The sequence below is a fragment of the Flavobacterium sp. genome, assembly GCF_043773265.1.
Lineage (GTDB): Bacteria > Bacteroidota > Bacteroidia > Flavobacteriales > Flavobacteriaceae > Flavobacterium.
The window spans coordinates 1-19238 of the sequence record NZ_JAYVFH010000176.1; the positions used below are offsets into that span (position 1 = coordinate 1).

At 30.2% G+C, this 19238-nt stretch carries 13 protein-coding genes and 3 tRNA genes; 14 read left to right on the forward strand and 2 right to left on the reverse strand.

The genetic code is table 11. The annotated features are described in order from the left end of the window. From ACH2BO_RS09540 to rpsA, 11 genes are all read left to right on the forward strand, one after another. Positions 1–1777, forward strand: a 1777-nt coding sequence (locus ACH2BO_RS09540) for a TIM-barrel domain-containing protein (RefSeq protein ID WP_395044516.1), incomplete at its 5' end; no start/stop codon positions are given. A 135-nt stretch (positions 1778–1912) separates the two neighbouring features. After that, entirely contained in the window at positions 1913–2731 is an 819-nt protein-coding gene (locus tag ACH2BO_RS09545) for a M48 family metallopeptidase (RefSeq protein WP_395044517.1), read from the forward strand. A gap of 84 nt (positions 2732–2815) precedes the next feature. Further along, entirely contained in the window at positions 2816–4126 is a 1311-nt protein-coding gene (locus tag ACH2BO_RS09550; protein WP_395044518.1) for an MFS transporter, read from the forward strand. A gap of 61 nt (positions 4127–4187) precedes the next feature. Beyond that, positions 4188–5144: a DUF6252 family protein gene (locus ACH2BO_RS09555; protein ID WP_395044519.1), complete on the forward strand. Its 957-nt coding sequence runs from the start codon at positions 4188–4190 to the stop codon at positions 5142–5144. 206 nt (positions 5145–5350) lie between these two features. Next, on the forward strand, positions 5351–7804 hold the full coding sequence (gene lon / locus ACH2BO_RS09560) for an endopeptidase La (RefSeq protein ID WP_395044520.1): 2454 nt from the start codon (positions 5351–5353) through the stop codon (positions 7802–7804). Between the two features lie 133 nt (positions 7805–7937). Continuing rightward, a complete protein-coding gene (gene porQ, locus ACH2BO_RS09565; RefSeq protein WP_395044521.1) occupies positions 7938–8975 on the forward strand; it encodes a type IX secretion system protein PorQ in 1038 nt (345 codons plus the stop codon). A 21-nt stretch (positions 8976–8996) separates the two neighbouring features. Continuing rightward, a complete protein-coding gene (cmk, locus tag ACH2BO_RS09570; protein ID WP_395044522.1) occupies positions 8997–9686 on the forward strand; it encodes a (d)CMP kinase in 690 nt (229 codons plus the stop codon). 75 nt (positions 9687–9761) lie between these two features. Next, complete coding sequence (locus ACH2BO_RS09575) at positions 9762–11015, forward strand: nucleoside permease (RefSeq protein ID WP_395044523.1); 1254 nt, start codon at positions 9762–9764, stop codon at positions 11013–11015. A gap of 3 nt (positions 11016–11018) precedes the next feature. Then, a complete protein-coding gene (locus ACH2BO_RS09580) occupies positions 11019–11897 on the forward strand; it encodes a hypothetical protein (RefSeq protein WP_395044524.1) in 879 nt (292 codons plus the stop codon). 88 nt (positions 11898–11985) lie between these two features. Then, positions 11986–14502, forward strand: a complete 2517-nt coding sequence (locus tag ACH2BO_RS09585) for a T9SS type A sorting domain-containing protein (RefSeq protein WP_395044525.1) — start codon at positions 11986–11988, stop codon at positions 14500–14502. A gap of 221 nt (positions 14503–14723) precedes the next feature. Continuing rightward, a complete protein-coding gene (gene rpsA, locus ACH2BO_RS09590) occupies positions 14724–16499 on the forward strand; it encodes a 30S ribosomal protein S1 (protein ID WP_395044526.1) in 1776 nt (591 codons plus the stop codon). 47 nt (positions 16500–16546) lie between these two features. On the opposite strand, the gene ACH2BO_RS09595 is transcribed toward rpsA, so the two are convergent. Beyond that, a complete protein-coding gene (locus ACH2BO_RS09595; RefSeq protein ID WP_395044527.1) occupies positions 16547–17308 on the reverse strand; it encodes an NlpC/P60 family protein in 762 nt (253 codons plus the stop codon). A 30-nt stretch (positions 17309–17338) separates the two neighbouring features. Further along, positions 17339–18517, reverse strand: a complete 1179-nt coding sequence (locus ACH2BO_RS09600) for an acetyl-CoA C-acyltransferase (protein ID WP_395044528.1) — start codon at positions 18515–18517, stop codon at positions 17339–17341. A 263-nt stretch (positions 18518–18780) separates the two neighbouring features. On the opposite strand from ACH2BO_RS09600, the gene ACH2BO_RS09605 reads away from it, so the two are divergent. From ACH2BO_RS09605 to ACH2BO_RS09615, 3 genes are all read left to right on the forward strand, one after another. Next, a tRNA-Ser gene (locus tag ACH2BO_RS09605) sits at positions 18781–18867 on the forward strand. 58 nt (positions 18868–18925) lie between these two features. Next, positions 18926–19000 (forward strand) — tRNA-Pro (locus ACH2BO_RS09610). A 28-nt stretch (positions 19001–19028) separates the two neighbouring features. Further along, positions 19029–19102 (forward strand) — tRNA-Arg (locus ACH2BO_RS09615). The last annotated feature ends 136 nt before the right edge of the window (positions 19103–19238 follow it).

The window sequence follows — 19238 nt, forward strand, 5'->3', positions numbered from 1 at the left end:
TTTCGATTTTAGTAGCGAACGCAAAAATGTAACCAGTTTTTGGGCTGATGGTGGCGAAATGAATTATTATTTTGTCTATGGTCCAAAAATGAGCGATGTTGTAACAACGTACACACATCTTACAGGTAAACCAGAAATGCCACCATTATGGACATTAGGTTATCATCAATGCAAATGGAGTTATTTTCCAGACACAAAAGTAAAAGAAGTAGCCAATAAATTTAGAGAACTAAAAATTCCTTGCGATGCAATTTATCTAGATATCGATTATATGGAAGGTTTTAGATGCTTCACTTGGAGCAAAGAATATTTTCCAAATCCTAAAAAAATGGTTGCAGAATTAGCTGCCGACGGATTCAAAACCGTAGTAATTATTGATCCTGGAATTAAAATAGACAAAGAATATTCTGTTTATAAAGAAGCATTAGAAAAAGATTATTTTTGTAAACGTGCCGATGGACCATATATGAAAGGAAAAGTTTGGCCTGGCGAATGTAATTTTCCAGATTATACCAATCCAGAAGTTAGAGAATGGTGGGCAGGATTATTTAAAGAATTGATTTCAGAAATAGGTGTAAAAGGAGTTTGGAACGATATGAACGAACCAGCAGTTATGGAAGTTCCAGGAAAAACTTTTCCTATGGATGTTCGACACGATTATGATGGAAATCCTTGCAGTCATAGAAAAGCACATAATATTTATGGAACTCAAATGGCACGTGCAACTTACGAAGGTGTAAAACGTTTCGCTTATCCTAAACGTCCATTTATTATTACGCGTTCTGCTTATTCTGGAGCACAAAGATATACTTCATCGTGGACTGGCGATAACGTAGCAACTTGGGAACATTTATGGATTGCCAACATTCAAATGCAACGAATGTCAATCTCTGGAATGGGTTTCACAGGTTCAGATATTGGCGGATTTGCAGAACAACCATCGGCAGAATTATATGCAAGATGGATTCAACTAGGCGTTTTTCATCCGTTTTGTAGAACACATTCATCTGGTCATCATGGCGAACAAGAACCTTGGAGTTTTGGCGAAGAAGTTATAGATATTACTAGAAAATTCGTAGAAATTCGTTATCAATTGTTACCTTATTTATATACAATGTTTTGGCAATATGTAAACGAAGGTATTCCAATGCTAAAACCATTAGTATATTTTGACCAAGAAGACATTCAAACTCATTATAGAACAGATGAATTTATTTATGGAAATAAAATATTAGTTTGCCCAATTCTAGAACCCAATGCTTTAGGCAGAAGAGTATATATGCCAAAAGGAAATTGGTATAATTTCTGGACAAATGAATTTGTAAAAGGACAAAGAGAACTTTGGGTTGCAACCGATTATGATCAAATTCCAATTTTTGTAAAAGAAGGTTCAATAATTCCAAAATATCCTGTTCAACAATATGTTGGTCAAATTGAAGCACCAGATTTATCACTTGATGTTTATTATAAATTAGGTAAAGAAAAATCGGTTGTTTATGAAGATGCACACGATGGATATGACTATAATAAAGGAAGATACAGTTATAAAACCTTCAACTTAACTGGAAAAGAAAAAGAATTAATTATTCAACAACACAAAGAAGGAAATTTTGAAACGCAATATAAAACCATAAAAATTAATTTTAACGGTTTGCCTTTCAAAGTAAAAACTATTGAAATTGATAATGAAATTGTAAGTTTATCGGATGTAGATTTTAAAGAAAATACATTAATTGTAGATAAAGATTTTACAGAATTGCATTTAATTGGTTCATAATTGTAGAGAATATTTTACAAAATTATATAAGATTTAAACATTAAAATATAATTTTTACTCATTTTTATTTGTTAATTTTGAACAATCATTTTAGAATCAAATTCATTAATAATTGAAATATAAAATATAGTAATTATGAAAAAAAGAAATATTATTTTAAGTATATTCACAATTGTATTACTTTTTTCTTGCTCAAAAAATCCATTTACAGGAAAAAAAACTTTAGCACTCGTATCAAATAGTCAAATATTACCATCGGCTTTTCAACAATATAATCAGTTTTTAACCGAAAATAAAGTTATCACTGGAACTGTAGATGCTAAAAGAGTTGAAACAATTGGAACAAAGATTAAAGTAGCTGCAGAGAAGTGGTTAAACGCTAATGGTCAAGTTGGCTATTTAAATGACTATAAATGGGAATACAAACTTGTAGAAGATAAAGCAGTAAATGCTTGGTGCATGCCAGGAGGAAAAATTGTTTTTTATACAGGAATTTTGCCAATTTGTAAAGACGATGCAGGAATGGCTACCGTTATGGGACACGAAGTTTCGCATGCATTAGCAAATCATGGTCAACAAAGAATGAGTGCAGGAATGTTACAACAACTTGGTGCAGTTGGTGTAGGTGCGGCTGTCGGAAATAAAAGTCAAGAAACGCAGCAAATTGCCATGACAGCATATGGTGCAGCAACTCAAATAGGAGGAATGTTACCTTTTAGTAGAAATCACGAAAGCGAAGCAGACATGATTGGATTAACACTTATGGCAATTGCAGGTTATAATCCAGACGAAGCAGTTTTATTTTGGGGTAGAATGTCTGCAAACTCTGCAGGAAAAGGTCCACCAGAATTCATGAGCACACATCCATCTGATGCCACAAGAATTGCTAATTTAAAAAAATTAATTCCTCAAGCCAAAGCCGAAGCAGCGAAGTTTGGAGTTACATTTAAATAAAAAAAATTCCAAAAAAAGAGTATATTTGAAGCTGTCAATTTTATTGACGGCTTTTTTTATACACTTAACTAAAATAGAAGAAATATGCCAAACTTAGAAAAAGGAAATCCAAAATTAATTAATGCATGGGCTTTTTATGATTGGGCTAATTCTGTTTATAGCTTAGTAATTGCAACAGCGGTTTTTCCTATATACTATGAATCAATCACAAGTAAAAATGATGGAATTGTTCCTTTTTTAGGAACTAATTTTCATAATTCAACATTACTTTCTTATTCGTTATCATTTTCCTTTTTGATTGTTGCTTTAATATCTCCAATACTATCAGGAATTGCAGATTATACAGGTAACAAAAAACGATTTATGCAGTTTTTTTGTTATTTAGGTTCGCTATCTGTAATGTGTTTATACTTCTTTACAGGAGTTGAAAATTTGTGGATTGGAATTGTATTTACAATTCTAGCAAGCATTGGTTTTTGGGGAAGTTTTGTTTTTTATAATTCTTATTTGCCCGAAATTGCACATCCAGAACAACAAGATAGAGTTAGCGCCAAAGGTTTTATGTTTGGATACACAGGTTCTATTTTGTTATTAGTTTTTAATTTAATAATGGTAATGAAACCTGAGTTATTCGGCATTACAGATGAATATTTACCTGCTAGAATTTCATTTTTAATGGTTGGAATTTGGTGGATGGGTTTTGCACAAATTACATTTTACCATTTGCCAAATAATATTTTTCATAAAAAACCAGAAAAAGATTTTATTTTTAAAGGTTTTAAAGAATTAAATAAAGTATTAAAAAAATTAAAGACATTAACGAGATTAAAACATTTTCTAACAGCTTTCTTTTTTTATAGCGTTGGAGTTCAGACAATTATATTGTTATTAGGGGTTTATGTAAAAAAAGAATTAGAAATAGAAACTAGTAAATTGATTATAATAATTCTATTAATAAATTTGGTGGCAATTTTTGGAGCTTTTTTGTTTTCAAGAATTTCTGAAAAAATTGGCAATATTAAAACATTAAAAATCACTGTTGCCATTTGGGGAATTGTATGCTTTGTTATTTATTTTCTAGATGCAAAAAGTGAATATATTGACATTCAAGTTTATTTACTCGCAGCTGCAATAGGAATGGTTCTTGGTGCAACTCAGTCACTTTCTCGTTCAACGTATTCTAAATTGCTTCCAGAAACAGAAGATCATGCAACCTATTTTAGCTTTTATGATGTAACAGAAAAAATAGCTATAGTTTTAGGAACTTTCATTTTTGGTTTTGTTGGAGCAATTTCTGATTCACTAAAAAACTCAATATTTATTTTAGCAATTTTCTTCCTTATAGGATATATTGTATTAAGCATCATGAAAAAAAATGCTTTTACATCAAAATAAGAACTCTAAAAAATTAATTTTAGTTTCTAAAAAATAATTATATTTGAAAAAAATATCAACAATGAAAAAAATAAAATTTTTTACTGCTTTTTTATTATTATTTAGTGCTTTCTCATTTATATCTTGTGATAATGAACCTATTGATAGTTTAATAGATTTAGGTAGTGATGTAGATAATCCTGGCGGAACTGTAACTGGAACTTTCAAAGTAGATTATGACGGTCAAACTTTTACAGCAACTGTAACTCAAGCAATAGTCAATACAGATTATATTGCTATAACAGGATTAAAATCAGCTACTGGAGAATTTTTTCAAATAACAATTCCTAATGGAACTGTTGGAACTTATACTTGGTCAGATTTTGACGGAACTTCAAACGCATTAGGTCTTGCATATTCTACAGGAACAGCAGAAAGTGCTTATGTAAGTGCAAGTGATGCTGTTGGTGAGTTTGCCGATGAACCAAGTTATGTTGATACTGCCGAAGTAAATATTGTTAGTTTAAATTCTACAACTACTAATATTACAGGAACTTTTAAATTTACAGGCGTTAGATTTGGCGGTACAGGTGGAACTACTCTTCAAACAAAAGTTTTTACTAATGGTCAATTTAATTTAACTTATACAACTAATACTACTTCTCCTACTGAAAATACTTTTTTTGCAAAACTAAATGGCGCAGATTTTACTCCAACAAACATTGATGGTTTTAAAAATAGTGGAATAATTTCTTTAGTTGGTAGAAGAGGAAGTGTTGAAAATATTGGCTTATTTTTACCAGATAATGTTACGCCTGGAACTTATGATATTAGTTTTGGAGGAGAATATTCTGGAACTTACATTTTAAATTCAACAGGAGAAGGAGTTTTTGGTGGAGATTCAGGAAGTATTACAATTACTAGCCACGATGTTACCAACAAAAAAATAATTGGCACCTTTAATTTTATTGGTACAAGCTTCTTTTCACCAGCTACCTATAATGTTTCTGTTGGAACTTTTAATATTACCTACTTATAATAAGTATTTGCTTATATTAATATCCGTCTTTATGGCGGATTTTTTATAAATAATAATCATTAAATTATATAAAAGACATCGACAAACTGCATAACTATACTATTTAATGGCGTTTTTATTGCAATACATCGATTTTAATTTCTTGATTGTTATCTAAAAAGTATATTTGCTTAAATTTTTAATGTCATATTGACTTACAATAAATCATGTCAAACCATAAAATAATTGCCTTTGATAATTTGTCACTTCAAGAATTTGATTCTGAAGCCGAATTAATTCCACTTTTAACACCTGAAGATGAAGAAGAAATGGCCAATGAAGAATTACCTTCTACTTTGCCAATTTTACCACTTCGAAATACCGTTTTATTTCCAGGAGTTGTAATTCCAATTACAGCAGGAAGAGATAAATCGATAAAACTTATCAATGAAGCAAACGCTGGAAATAAAATTATTGGAGTCGTTGCTCAAAGAAATGAAGGAGATGAAGATCCAACAAAAAACGATATTCATCAAGTTGGTACAGTTGCAAGAATTCTTCGTGTTCTAAAAATGCCTGATGGAAATGTAACCGTAATTCTTCAAGGTAAAAAGCGTTTCGAAATTGACGCAGTTATTTCGGAAAAACCATACATAAAAGCAACAGTAAAAGAAGTTACTGAAAAAAGACCAGGAAAACATGATTCTGAATTTTCTACTATTGTAGAATCTATCAAAGAATTAGCAATTCAAATAATAAAAGAAAGTCCAAATATTCCAACTGAAGCAACTTTTGCCATTAAAAATATTGAAAGTCAATCTTTTCTAATAAATTTTGTATCATCAAACATGAATCTTTCTGTTGAAGATAAGCAAAATTTATTGATGATGAATGTTCTAAAAGAACGCGCATTGGAAACATTGCGATACATGAATATTGAATTGCAAAAACTTGAACTAAAAAACGATATTCAATCTAAAGTTCGATTTGATTTAGACCAACAACAACGAGAATATTTTTTGCATCAACAAATGAAAACCATTCAAGAAGAACTTGGAGGCGTTTCTAATGAGCAAGAATTTGAAGATATGCGTCTGCGTGCAAAAGCCAAAAAATGGGACGAAAAAACAAGTAAACATTTTGAAAAAGAATTTTCCAAAATGCAACGAATGAATCCGCAAGCGCCAGATTTTGGAATTCAAAGAAATTATTTAGATTTATTTTTAGAATTGCCTTGGAGTAAATACTCGAAAGATAATTTCGATTTAAAAAATGCACAAAAAGTATTAGATAGAGATCATTTTGGACTTGAAGATGTAAAGAAAAGAATGATTGAACATTTGGCAGTACTAAAATTAAGAAACGACATGAAATCGCCAATAATTTGCTTAACTGGTCCTCCAGGAGTTGGAAAAACTTCTATTGGAAAATCAGTTGCCGAAGCTTTGGGTAGAGAATATGTTAGAATTTCTCTTGGTGGTTTGCGTGACGAAGCTGAAATTCGTGGTCACAGAAAAACCTATATTGGTGCAATGCCTGGAAGAATTATTCAAAGTATAAAAAAAGCACAAACATCAAATCCAGTTTTTATATTAGATGAAATTGATAAACTTTCAGTTAGTAGTCAAGGCGATCCATCATCTGCTTTGCTTGAAGTTTTAGATCCAGAACAAAACAATTCTTTTTATGATAATTTCCTAGAAATGGGTTACGATTTATCTAAAGTTATGTTTATTGCAACTTCCAATACCATGTCAACCATTCAACCAGCACTAAAAGACAGAATGGAAGTTATTAAAATGTCTGGATATACAACAGAAGAAAAAGTTGAAATTGCAAAACAACATTTATTTCCAAAACAATTAAAAGAACACGGATTAACTTCTAAAGATTTAACCATAGGAAAAAAACAATTAGAAAAAATTGTTGAAGGTTATACTCGCGAATCTGGAGTAAGAAGTTTAGAACAAAAAATAGCTCAAGTAATTAGAAATGCTGCCAAATCTGTAGCAATGGAAGAAGAATACAATAAAAAAATTACTGAAGACGATATTATTAATATACTTGGAGCTCCAAAACTAGAACGTGACAAAGCCGAAGGAAATGATGTGGCTGGAGTTGTAACAGGTTTAGCATGGACTTCTGTTGGTGGAGATATTTTATTTATTGAATCATTGATTTCCAAAGGAAAAGGAGTTCTTACCTTAACAGGAAATTTAGGCACTGTAATGAAAGAATCTGCAACAATAGCATTAGAATATATTAAAGCAAATGCAGAGATTTTTGGATTAAATCAAGACATTTTAACCAAATATAATATTCATTTACACGTTCCAGAAGGTGCAACCCCAAAAGATGGACCAAGTGCTGGAATTGCAATGTTGACATCTTTGGTTTCTTTATTTACTCAACGAAAAATAAAAAAAGGCATAGCAATGACTGGTGAAATAACACTTCGCGGAAAAGTATTGCCAGTTGGAGGAATTAAAGAAAAGATACTTGCAGCCAAAAGAGCAAACATTAAAGAAATAATCCTTTGTCACGAAAATAAAAGTGATATTGAAGAAATTAAAGCCAATTATCTAGATGGTTTAACCTTTCATTACGTTAAAGAAATGAGCGAAGTAATTGACATAGCAATTACAAATCAAATGGTTAAAAACGCAAAAATTTTAGATTAAAACCTTTAAAAAAATAATTTTTAAAAAGGCATGAGAATAATAAACTCATGCCTTTTTATTTTTCTTTTCATCATAACTTTAAAAATAATATCTTCGCATTTCCGTTATAGATTGAGGAATTGCTATTTTTTGTATGTTAAAAAAACTATTTACCGTCATTTTGATGCTATTTTGTGCTGTAAATTACAGCCAAATTGGAGGTAAGTCTGTTTATCAGTTTCTTAATCTAGTTACATCTCCAAGGCAAGCAGCTTTAGGAGGAAAAACAATTACAATTTATGATAACGATGTTAATCAAGCACATTTTAATCCGGCTACGATTAACGAAACCATGGATAATAATTTGGCACTAAACTACGGAAGTTATTTTGGAGAAGTTACTTATGGTACAGCTGCTTATGCTTATACTTATGACAAACACGTTCAAACATTTCATGCAGGAGTTAACTATGTAAATTATGGAAAATTAGACGGTTATGACGAAAATGGCCAGCCAACATCCTCTTTTACCGGTAGCGAAATAGCACTTTCTTTTGGATATGCCTACAATGTTCCTTTTACAGAATTTTATTTTGGTGCAAATGCCAAATTTATTTCATCAACATTAGAAAGTTATAATTCTTTTGGTGGAGCAGTAGACTTTGGCGCATTATTTATAGATGTAAGTAATGATGTAAATTGGGCTTTGGTTGTTAGAAATGTTGGAACTCAAATAACAACCTATGCTGGAACTCAAGAAAAACTACCTTTAGAAATTCTAGTAGGTGTTTCTCAAGAAGTTGAAAATGTTCCAATTAGATGGCATTTAACACTAGAAAATATGCAACAATGGAATATTGCTTTCTCAAATCCAAACAGAGCAATTGGTAGTATTGACGGAAATGCAACTCCAGAAAAAGTTGGTTTTATTAACAATGCCTTGAGACATGTAGTTCTTGGAGCAGAATTATTTCCTAATAAAGGATTTAATCTACGTTTAGGATACAATTTTAGAAGAGCCGAAGAATTGAGAGTTTTAGAACAAAGAAATTTCTCTGGCTTATCAATAGGTTTTGGATTAAAAATGGGTAAAATGAAATTTAATTATTCATATTCGAGATACACATTGGCAGCAAATACAAGTTTATTTGGGCTAACAATTAATTTTTCAGACGATAGATATAAAAAATAAAAACTTTACAAATAATTTATTTTGAAAACGATAACAATAGCAATCGACGGATATTCATCAACAGGAAAAAGCACCTTGGCTAAACAATTGGCTAAACATTTGAATTACATATATGTTGATACTGGTGCAATGTATCGTGCAGTGACTTTATTTGCTATGCAAAATGGTTACATAGATTATGATTTTTTCGATAAGCAAACATTAATAAACAGTGTTCCAAGCATCAAGTTGAATTTTAAATTCAATGCAGAATTAGGTTTTGCAGAAATGTATTTAAATGATGTTAATGTCGAAAAAGAAATAAGAACAATAGAAGTTTCAAATTTTGTTAGTAGAGTTGCAGAAATATCTCAAGTTCGTGCCAAACTAGTAGAGCAACAGCAAGAAATGGGAAAAAATAAAGCCATTGTTATGGACGGTAGAGATATTGGAACAGTAGTTTTTCCTGATGCCGAACTTAAAATTTTCATGACAGCAAGTCCAGAAACTCGTGCTCAACGTCGTTATGATGAATTGCAAGCCAAAGGTGATGATGTAACTTATGAAGAAGTATTAAAAAACGTAGAAGAACGCGATTATATTGATACTCACAGAGATGATTCGCCATTAGTAATTGCAAATGATGCTATTGAAATTGATAACTCTTATCTTGATAAAGAAGAACAATTTAAAGCAGTTTTAGAATTGGTAGAGGAAGTAATGAATTCTTAAATTTAGACATTCAAACATTTGGATTTTTAGATTTTAATAGTAGATTTACAATCTATTAATATCATTATAACTTTTATGGGAATTAAATTACGATTAACAATAATGAGTTTTCTCCAATTTTTTGTTTGGGGTGCATGGCTCATAACAGTTGCAAATTATTGGTTTGGCACAAAACAATGGAGTGGTGCCGAATTTGGAGCCATATTTTCTACCTTAGGTTTGTCCTCAATAGTAATGCCAGCAATTACAGGAATTATCGCAGACAAATGGATAAATGCCGAAAAATTATACGGAATTTTACATATTCTTGGAGGTTTAGCATTGTTTTACATTCCTCAAGTAGATAATCCAACAACATTTTATTATGTGATTTTTGCTGCAATGTTGTGTTATATGCCTACAATTTCTTTATCAAATTCAATTGCATATAATATATTAAAAAATAATAATTTCGATGTCATTAAGGTTTTTCCACCTATTAGAGTTTGGGGAACTATTGGTTTTATTGCAGCAATGTGGTTAACAAATCTAACAAACAATAAAGCTTCTGCTAATATGTTTTATATTGCTGCAATTGCTGCAGTAATTCTAGGAATTTATTCTTTTACATTACCAAAATGTCCTCCACAAAAACTAATTTCTGATGATGCTTCATTGGTTCAAAAACTTGGTTTAGATGCTTTTAAACTTTTTGGAACTTATAAAATGGCATTGTTTTTTATTTTTTCAATGTTTCTTGGTGGTGCTTTGCAATTAACCAATATGTATGGTGATGTATATTTATCTGAATTTTCTAAAGTTCCACAATATGCAGATTCATTTGTAGTAAAATATTCTACAATTATTATGTCTATTTCTCAAATTTCTGAAACCTTATTTATATTAGCAATTCCATTTTTCTTGAAACGTTACGGAATAAAACAAGTAATGTTAATTAGTATGTTGGCTTGGGTTTTACGTTTCGGATTATTTGCTTACGGAAATCCAGTTGATGGATTATGGATGATAATTGCTTCTTGTATTGTTTACGGAATGGCTTTTGACTTTTTCAACATTTCGGGTTCATTATTTATAGAAACTACAACAGAATCTAGAATTAGATCAAGTGCGCAAGGATTATTTATGATGATGTCTAATGGTTTTGGAGCTTTCTTCGGTGGTTTACTAAGCGGAATTGTAATAGATAAATATTTTACTCACGAAGGTATCAGAGATTGGCACAACATCTGGCTTTCATTTGCTGGTTATGCATTGGTTATTGCAATTGCATTCGCAGTTTTCTTCAAACACAAACACAATCCAGAAGACGTAGCAAAAATAAATCATTAAAATATGACTCAATTTTATAAACCATCAGGCAAATTTTCGTTGCAATTTATTTTATATTTTTTATTAGTAAGCTTAGTTGCTTTTCCAATACTCGGATTAATTTATGCTTACTGTATTTGGTATATTCCTTTTGTGTATATTAATTTATTTATTGCTATAGGATTCGGACTTCTTGTGTCAATTTGCATTAGCAAGTTTGTTATCAAGAAAGGAAAGGTTAGAAATCCAACATTAGCATTTGCAATAGGTTTTTTCGCAGGAATAATTGCTCTTTATTTTCATTGGTCAGTTTGGATAGATTTGGTTTTCAATGCCGGACAATCATATGGTTCAGAACGAATAGGAGTAACAGTTAGTAATATTGAATTTCTACAAGTTTTTTCATTGATTCTTCAACCAAGTGTAGTTTTTGAAAATATTTGTAATGTTAACGAATATGGAACTTGGGGAATAAGAGGAGCAACCGCTAGTGGAACTTTTCTTTGGGTAATTTGGGCAATCGAATTTGTAATAGTTGTAGGTTTGTCTAGTTATTTACCATTTCTAGAAGCTAAAAAGCCATTTTCAGAAACTACCAATTCTTGGTATGAAGAGTTTGTTTTACCAGCACTTACTTATATAGAAAACAAGCAACAAATAATTGCTGATATAGCATCAAATAATCATTCGGGATTTGATTTTTTAAATAAAGATGTAAATCATGAATCAGAAAACCATAGTGTTTTTACATTATATAAATCTAAATCTGGAAAAAATTATTTAACGATAGAAAATAAAACGTCATCACTAGATAGTAAAGGAAAAATAGAATTCAATAGCGAAGAACTAGCAGAATATATATTAATTGATGGTCAGTTGTCTAAAATATTGTTAGAAAAATAGATGTTATTTTTTTTAAATATTTACTTGTTAATTTAACGCAACCTTTTTAACATTTTTGCATCTATAGTATAACTAACCATTAAACGCTATGAAAAATTTATCATTACTATTGTTGTTTTTATTTACTAAAGTTACAAATGCCCAAATTGTAAATATTCCTGATGCTAATTTCAAGTCAAAGTTACTTGAAGCAAGCCCAAGTAATTCAATAGCGTCAAATTTTTCAAATAATTATTTTAAAATTGATTCTAATAATGATGGCGAAATTCAAATTTCAGAAGCAAATCAAGTTATTGGTTTAGATATTTCATTATCAAATATTTCTTCTTTAGAAGGCGTGAATAATTTTCTAAATCTTCAAAGTCTATATTGTAATAGTAATCAACTTATAAGTTTTGATGTTATTGGGTTAATAAATCTTACTAGTTTAGATTGCTCTAATAACCAACTTATATATTTAAATGAAAATGGATTATCAAATCTTTCTACTTTGTATTGTAGTAATAATCAACTTACTAGTTTGAATGTAAGTGGATTATACAATCTTACTAGTTTGAATTGCGTTAGTAATCAACTTACAAGTTTAGATTTAAGTGGATTAATAAATCTCTCAAATTTAAATTGTGGAAGTAACCAACTTATAAGTTTAAATGTTAGTGGATTAACATATCTTAATAGTTTATATTGCAATAATAACCTATTAACTAATTTAGATTTAAGTGGATTAACATATCTTAATTATTTATATTGCAATTATAACCAATTAATAAGTTTAAATTTTGATGGATTAAAAAATCTTGTTAGTTTAGATTGTGATAATAACCAACTTACAAGTTTAAATTTAAGTGGATTAACAAATCTTTTCTATTTACATTGTTTTAACAATCAGCTTACAAGTATTGATTTAAGTGAATTAATAAATATTAATTCTATATTTTGTTCTAATAACCAACTTGCAAGTTTAAATTTAAGTGGATTGATAAGTATTGTTGAATTGATTTGTTATAACAACCATCTTATAAATATTGACGTTAGCGATTTAACACATTTAGTTTATTTAAATGTTAATAATAATCAACTTACAAGTTTAAATGTTAAAAATGGTAGAATGAATATTTCGGAATTTGGAAGTAATCCAAACCTAGAATATATCTGTGCCGATGAAGGTGAAATAACAGATATTCAAAATTTTTTAAACACCTATGGATATACCAATTGCCAAGTAAATAGCTATTGTAGCTTTACTCCAGGAGGAACATTCTACACAATTCAAGGCAATACAAAATATGATCAAAATAATAATGGTTGTGATGCAACTGATATAGCTTTTCCAAATTGTCAAATTAATATAACTAATAGCACAATTTCAGGAAGTTTATTCTCAAATAATTCCGGAAATTATTCTATTCCAGTTCAAGCAGGAACACACACATTATCTCCTGTTTTTGAAAACTCAAGTTATTTTAATATTTCGCCAACTAGTCTGACAGTTACTTTTCCAACTCAAGCAAGTCCTTATGTTCAAGATTTTTGCATCTCAGCTAATGGTATTCATAACGATTTAGAAATAACGATTTTGCCTATTACTTTGGCAAGACCAGGTTTTAACGCTACTTATAAAATCATTTATAAAAATAAAGGAACGCAAACACAATCTGGAACTGTAAATTTATTATTTGAAGATTCCGTTTTAGATTTTGTTTCTTCCAACCCAACAGTTTCTACACAAACTTTAGATAATTTAAATTGGAACTTTAACAATTTACAGCCATTTGAATCTAGAGAAATTCTAGTTGATTTAAATTTAAATTCTCCAACAGAAACACCTGCTTTAAGTAGTGGCGATTTGTTAAGTTATGTAGCTCAAGTTATTGGTTTAACAGATGAAACTCCATTAGATAACACAGCTTCTTTAAGACAAGAAGTTGTAAACGCACTCGATCCAAACGATAAAACATGTTTAGAAGGCACAACAATAACTCCAGATAAAGTTGGAGAATATGTTCATTACATGATTAGATTTGAAAATACTGGTACAGCAAATGCACAAAATATTGTTGTTAAAGACATGATTGATACAACTAAATTTGATGTTTCAACATTAGTTCCAATTGATGGAAGTCATTCCTACGTAACTCGAATATCTGAAACCAATAAAGTAGAATTTATTTTTGAAAACATTCAATTACCTTTTGATAATGTTACTAATGATGGTTATGTTGCTTTCAAAATAAAAACCAATCCAAGTTTAGTTTTGGGCGATACTTTTAGCAATACAGCAAGTATTTATTTTGATTATAATTTTCCAATTATTACAAATAATTATACTACAACTATTGCAGCTTTATCAAATTCAGATTTTGAGTTTTCAACCTACTTTAATTTGTATCCAAATCCAACAAAAAACACTTTAAATATTCAAGTAAAAAACACAATTGAAGTTTCTTCAATTAGTATTTACAACACATTAGGTCAATTGGTTTTAGTAATTCCAAACGCAAAAGAGGTCAAAACAATTGATGTTTCTAGTTTAAAAACTGGTACTTATTTTATAAATTTAATTTCTGATAAAGGAACTAGTACTGCTAAATTTATTAAAGAGTAAAAATCTATAAAAACTATACTATTTTCAACCCTTTCTGAGTTTAAAACTTTGAAAGGGTTTTCTTTTGAAATTATTTTGAAAATAAACAAAAAAGCATTACTTTTGCAGTCCAAAATGCAGAGCAAAGTTTCGTTTGGAAATCAATTATTTATGTAAAACACTTTTGTTTTTCTATCGCTTAAAGAAACTCACGAAAAACAAAATACAAATTTTTTATCAGCATGTCTGAATTAAACAAAGAACAACAAGATTTTTTAAACGGTTTTAATTGGCACAACTATTCTGAAGGAATCGATTTAGTTGACGAAAAAAACTTACAAGAATTTGAAGATTTAGTATCAAAAACTTTTATTGATACAGATCAAGAAGAAGTAGTAGAAGGTGTGGTTGTAAGAATTACTGACCGTGACGCTATTGTTGACATTAACGCAAAATCGGAAGGTGTAATTTCATTAAACGAATTTCGTTACAATCCAGGATTAAAAGTAGGTGATAAAGTTGAAGTGCTTATCGACATTCGTGAAGATAAAACAGGTCAATTAGTATTATCTCACAGAAAAGCAAGAACTATTAAATCATGGGATAGAGTTATTTCTGCTAATGAAACAGGTGAAATTGTTACTGGTTTTGTAAAATGTAGAACTAAAGGTGGTATGATTGTAGATGTTTTCGGAATTGAAGCATTCTTACCAGGTTCACAAATTGATGTGAAACCAATTCGTGACTATGATGTATATGTAAACAAAATGATGGAATTTAAAGTTGTGAAAATTAATCACGAATTTAAAAACGTTGTTGTTTCGCACAAAGCGCTTATCGAAGCAGATATCGAAGTTCAGAAAAAAGAAATTATTGGTCAATTAGAAAAAGGACAAGTATTAGAAGGTATTGTAAAAAACATTACTTCTTATGGTGTTTTCATCGATTTAGGTGGAGTTGACGGATTAATTCACATTACAGATTTATCTTGGTCTAGAATCAATCACCCAAGTGAAGTTCTTGAATTAGATCAAAAATTAAATGTTGTAATCCTTGATTTTGACGACGAAAAAACAAGAATACAATTAGGACTAAAACAATTAAATACTCATCCTTGGGATGCACTTGGAACTGAACTTAAAGTTGGTGACAAAGTAAAAGGTAAAGTAGTTGTTATTGCAGATTATGGAGCTTTTATTGAAGTTGCAGAAGGTGTAGAAGGTTTAATTCACGTTTCAGAAATGTCTTGGTCAACTCATTTACGTTCTGCTCAAGATTTCGTAAAAGTTGGTGATATTGTAGAAGCTGTTGTTTTAACTCTTGACAGAGACGAAAGAAAAATGTCATTAGGTATTAAGCAAATGACGCAAGATCCATGGACAGATATTACAGCCAAATATCCAGTTGGTTCTAAACATACTGGTATAGTTAGAAACTTTACAAACTTTGGTATCTTCGTAGAACTTGAAGAAGGTATTGATGGTTTAGTATATATTTCTGATTTATCTTGGACTAAAAAAATCAAACATCCATCAGAATTTGTTAACGTAGGTGACAAACTAGATGTAGTTGTATTAGAATTAGATGTTGAAGGACGTAAATTATCTTTAGGTCACAAACAAACTACTGCTAATCCTTGGGATAAACATGAAGATGCTTTCGCAGTTGGAACTATCCATAACGGAACTATCGCTGAGATTGTTGACAAAGGTGCAACTGTTGATTTCGGAGAAGATGTTGTTGCATTTATTCCAACACGTCACTTAGAAAAAGAAGATGGTAAAAAATTGAAAAAAGGTGATGTTGCCGATTTCAAAGTTATTGAGTTCAATAAAGAATTTAAAAGAGTAGTTGCATCTCACACTGCTATTTTCCGCGAAGAGGAAGAGAAAAATGTGAAAGCTGTTGCTGAATCTGTTTCATCTAACAACAATGCATCGTCTGCATCTACATTAGGAGATAACAATGATATTCTTGCTGACTTAAAAGCTAAAATGGAAAAGAAAGAGAAAAAATAATTCTCTAAACTAAATAACTAAAAAGTCCTGAAATTTCAGGACTTTTTTTATATAATTTTTTTAATAACTCGTAGTCTATGCGTGTGTCTATTTACTTCAGCATTATAAATTCCAAGATGGTCTAATCTATCAATTCTAACTTTTCCGCTTGCATGAATTATGTAATTATTTTCAAGAATGATTCCAACATGAATTATTTTACCATCTTCATTATCAAAAAAAGCTAAATCTCCAGGTTCACTTTCTTCAATAAAACTTAAAACCTCACCTTGACTAGATTGTTGAGAAGCATCTCTTAGTAATTTATATCCATTTAATTTATAAACCATTTGTGTAAAACCAGAACAATCTATTCCAAAAGGTGTTTTTCCACCCCAAAGATATGGAGCGTTTAAATACATATTGGCAATATTCATTAAATTTGATTTTGGTTTAATTCCACTAATTTTTAAACCTTCAAACTCATAATTTTGGGTGTTTATTTCAGAATGATTTAAAAAGGAAAGAGAAACTCCAAGTGTAATAGGAATTAAGACATTATTTGGTGCAGATATATATTCAACTAAATCAGAATTTAGAATAATGGCTTCTTTACTAAGCAATTCATAATCTTCTTTAGAAATAATTTGATATTGTTTGCTGTCAATCCAACCTTCATAATCATCAAAATGAAGTTTGATTTTTGCCCATTGTTTATTTAGTTCTAATATCTCGAAATGTTCACCAAAAAGCACTTGAGAAACTATTTCGCTTCTATCGCTAGGTTCAATTCTAATTGGAATCACAGATAAATTACAAATGGCAAACATGCAAATAATTTAGTTTTTTTAAATTTATAATTATGCTTTTTCAATTATAATTGCAGAAGCACCACCACCACCATTACAAATTGCTGCAGCACCAATTTTTGCATTGTTTTGCTGTAAAACATTAATTAAAGTTACAACAATTCTTGCTCCAGAACATCCTAACGGATGACCTAATGAAACTGCTCCACCATTAACATTTATTTTATCATTTGATAATCCTAATATTTTTGCATTAGCTAATCCAACAACAGAAAATGCTTCATTAAACTCAAAATAATCTACATCCGAAATAGAAATGCCAGCTTTGTTTAACGCTTTTGGCAATGCTTTTGCTGGTGAAGTTGTAAACCATTTTGGTTCTTGAGCTGCATCTGCATATGATTTTATATATGCCAAAGGTTTTAAATTCATAGATAAAGCTTTTTCTTCACTCATCAATATTACAGCAGCTGCACCATCATTAATTGTTGAAGCATTGGCAGCGGTTACAGTTCCATCTTTTGTAAAAACAGGATTTAAAGTTGGAATTTTATCTAATTTTACATTAGTATATTCTTCGTCTTTTGTAACCATTATTGGATCACCTTTTCTTTGTGGTACAGCTACAGGAACAATTTCTGAATCAAATTTTCCGGATTCCCATGCTTTTGCAGATCGCTCATATGATTGAATTGCATAATTATCTTGTTCTTCGCGTGTAATTTTATATTCTGAAGCACATAAATCAGCCGAAACTCCCATTGCATTATTATCATAAGCATCAACTAGTCCATCTTTTTGCATTCCATCTTGCATAGAAGTTGGTCCAAATTTCACTCCGTTTCTTAAATGAACATAATGCGGAATTAAACTCATGTTTTCCATTCCTCCAGCAACAACAATTTCTGCATCGCCTGCCATTATTGCTTGTGCACCAAACATTATTGCTTTCATACCAGAAGCACAAACTTTATTAACAGTAGTACAAGTAACTTCGTTAGATAAACCTGCATAAATTGCGGCTTGTCTTGCTGGTGCTTGACCAACTCCAGCTTGAACAACATTTCCCATAAACACTTCGTCTACCAAATTTGGATCTAAATTAATTTTATTTAAAGCTCCTTTTATTGCAGCTGCTCCAAGATGTGTTGCAGAAACAGTTGATAATGAACCCATAAAACTTCCAATTGGTGTTCTAACAGCCGAAACGATAACTATTTTTTTACTCATAATTATTGGTATTGAATTGATGTTTATTTGTTTGAAATGCAAATTTACTATTTTTTAGGGAAAATTCATTTTACAAGTCAAGTTATTACTTATAAATTTAAGATTTTATAAATTAGAATCTCTATTTATTTGATTTTTAAGTGATTCATATTTTGCTGAAATTAATATAAAAAAAAAGAGTTTAAAATGTTGTAAATATTATTATGAAAGGTTACATTTGCAACCGCTTAAAGAGAAAAGTTCTTATATTTATATTGAATTTTGGAGAGTTGCCTGAGTGGCCGAAAGGACATGTTTGCTAAACATGCGTATGGGTAACTGTACCAAGGGTTCGAATCCCTTACTCTCCGCTTTTTTTGTTTTATTTTATAAATTTATTATTTTATAAAATAAAAAAGATAATCTTTTCGGGGTGTAGCGTAGCCCGGTTATCGCGCCTGCTTTGGGAGCAGGAGGTCGCAGGTTCGAATCCTGCCACCCCGACTTTTATAAGTTTTCTTTAAACTTGTAGGGTTCCATAGCTCAGCTGGATAGAGCAACGCACTTCTAATGCGTAGGTCGAAGGTTCGAATCCTTCTGGGATCACAAAGAAAACCGCTTTTATTAGCGGTTTTTTTGTTTAAATTATTTACGTTTTGTAAATAATGTTTATATTCGTATTCAAATTAAAATAAAATGAAAAAAATAGTCATCGTTTCTGCTGTTAGAACTCCAATTGGAA

Coding starts and splice junctions, on each gene's coding strand:
- ACH2BO_RS09545 (WP_395044517.1), top strand. CDS start 1,913: ATGAAAAAAAGAAATATTATTTTAAGTATATTCACAATTGTATTACTT.
- ACH2BO_RS09550 (WP_395044518.1), top strand. CDS start 2,816: ATGCCAAACTTAGAAAAAGGAAATCCAAAATTAATTAATGCATGGGCT.
- ACH2BO_RS09555 (WP_395044519.1), top strand. CDS start 4,188: ATGAAAAAAATAAAATTTTTTACTGCTTTTTTATTATTATTTAGTGCT.
- lon (WP_395044520.1), top strand. CDS start 5,351: ATGTCAAACCATAAAATAATTGCCTTTGATAATTTGTCACTTCAAGAA.
- porQ (WP_395044521.1), top strand. CDS start 7,938: ATGTTAAAAAAACTATTTACCGTCATTTTGATGCTATTTTGTGCTGTA.
- ACH2BO_RS09575 (WP_395044523.1), top strand. CDS start 9,762: ATGGGAATTAAATTACGATTAACAATAATGAGTTTTCTCCAATTTTTT.
- ACH2BO_RS09580 (WP_395044524.1), top strand. CDS start 11,019: ATGACTCAATTTTATAAACCATCAGGCAAATTTTCGTTGCAATTTATT.
- ACH2BO_RS09585 (WP_395044525.1), top strand. CDS start 11,986: ATGAAAAATTTATCATTACTATTGTTGTTTTTATTTACTAAAGTTACA.
- rpsA (WP_395044526.1), top strand. CDS start 14,724: ATGTCTGAATTAAACAAAGAACAACAAGATTTTTTAAACGGTTTTAAT.
- ACH2BO_RS09595 (WP_395044527.1), bottom strand. CDS start 17,308: ATGTTTGCCATTTGTAATTTATCTGTGATTCCAATTAGAATTGAACCT.
- ACH2BO_RS09600 (WP_395044528.1), bottom strand. CDS start 18,517: ATGAGTAAAAAAATAGTTATCGTTTCGGCTGTTAGAACACCAATTGGA.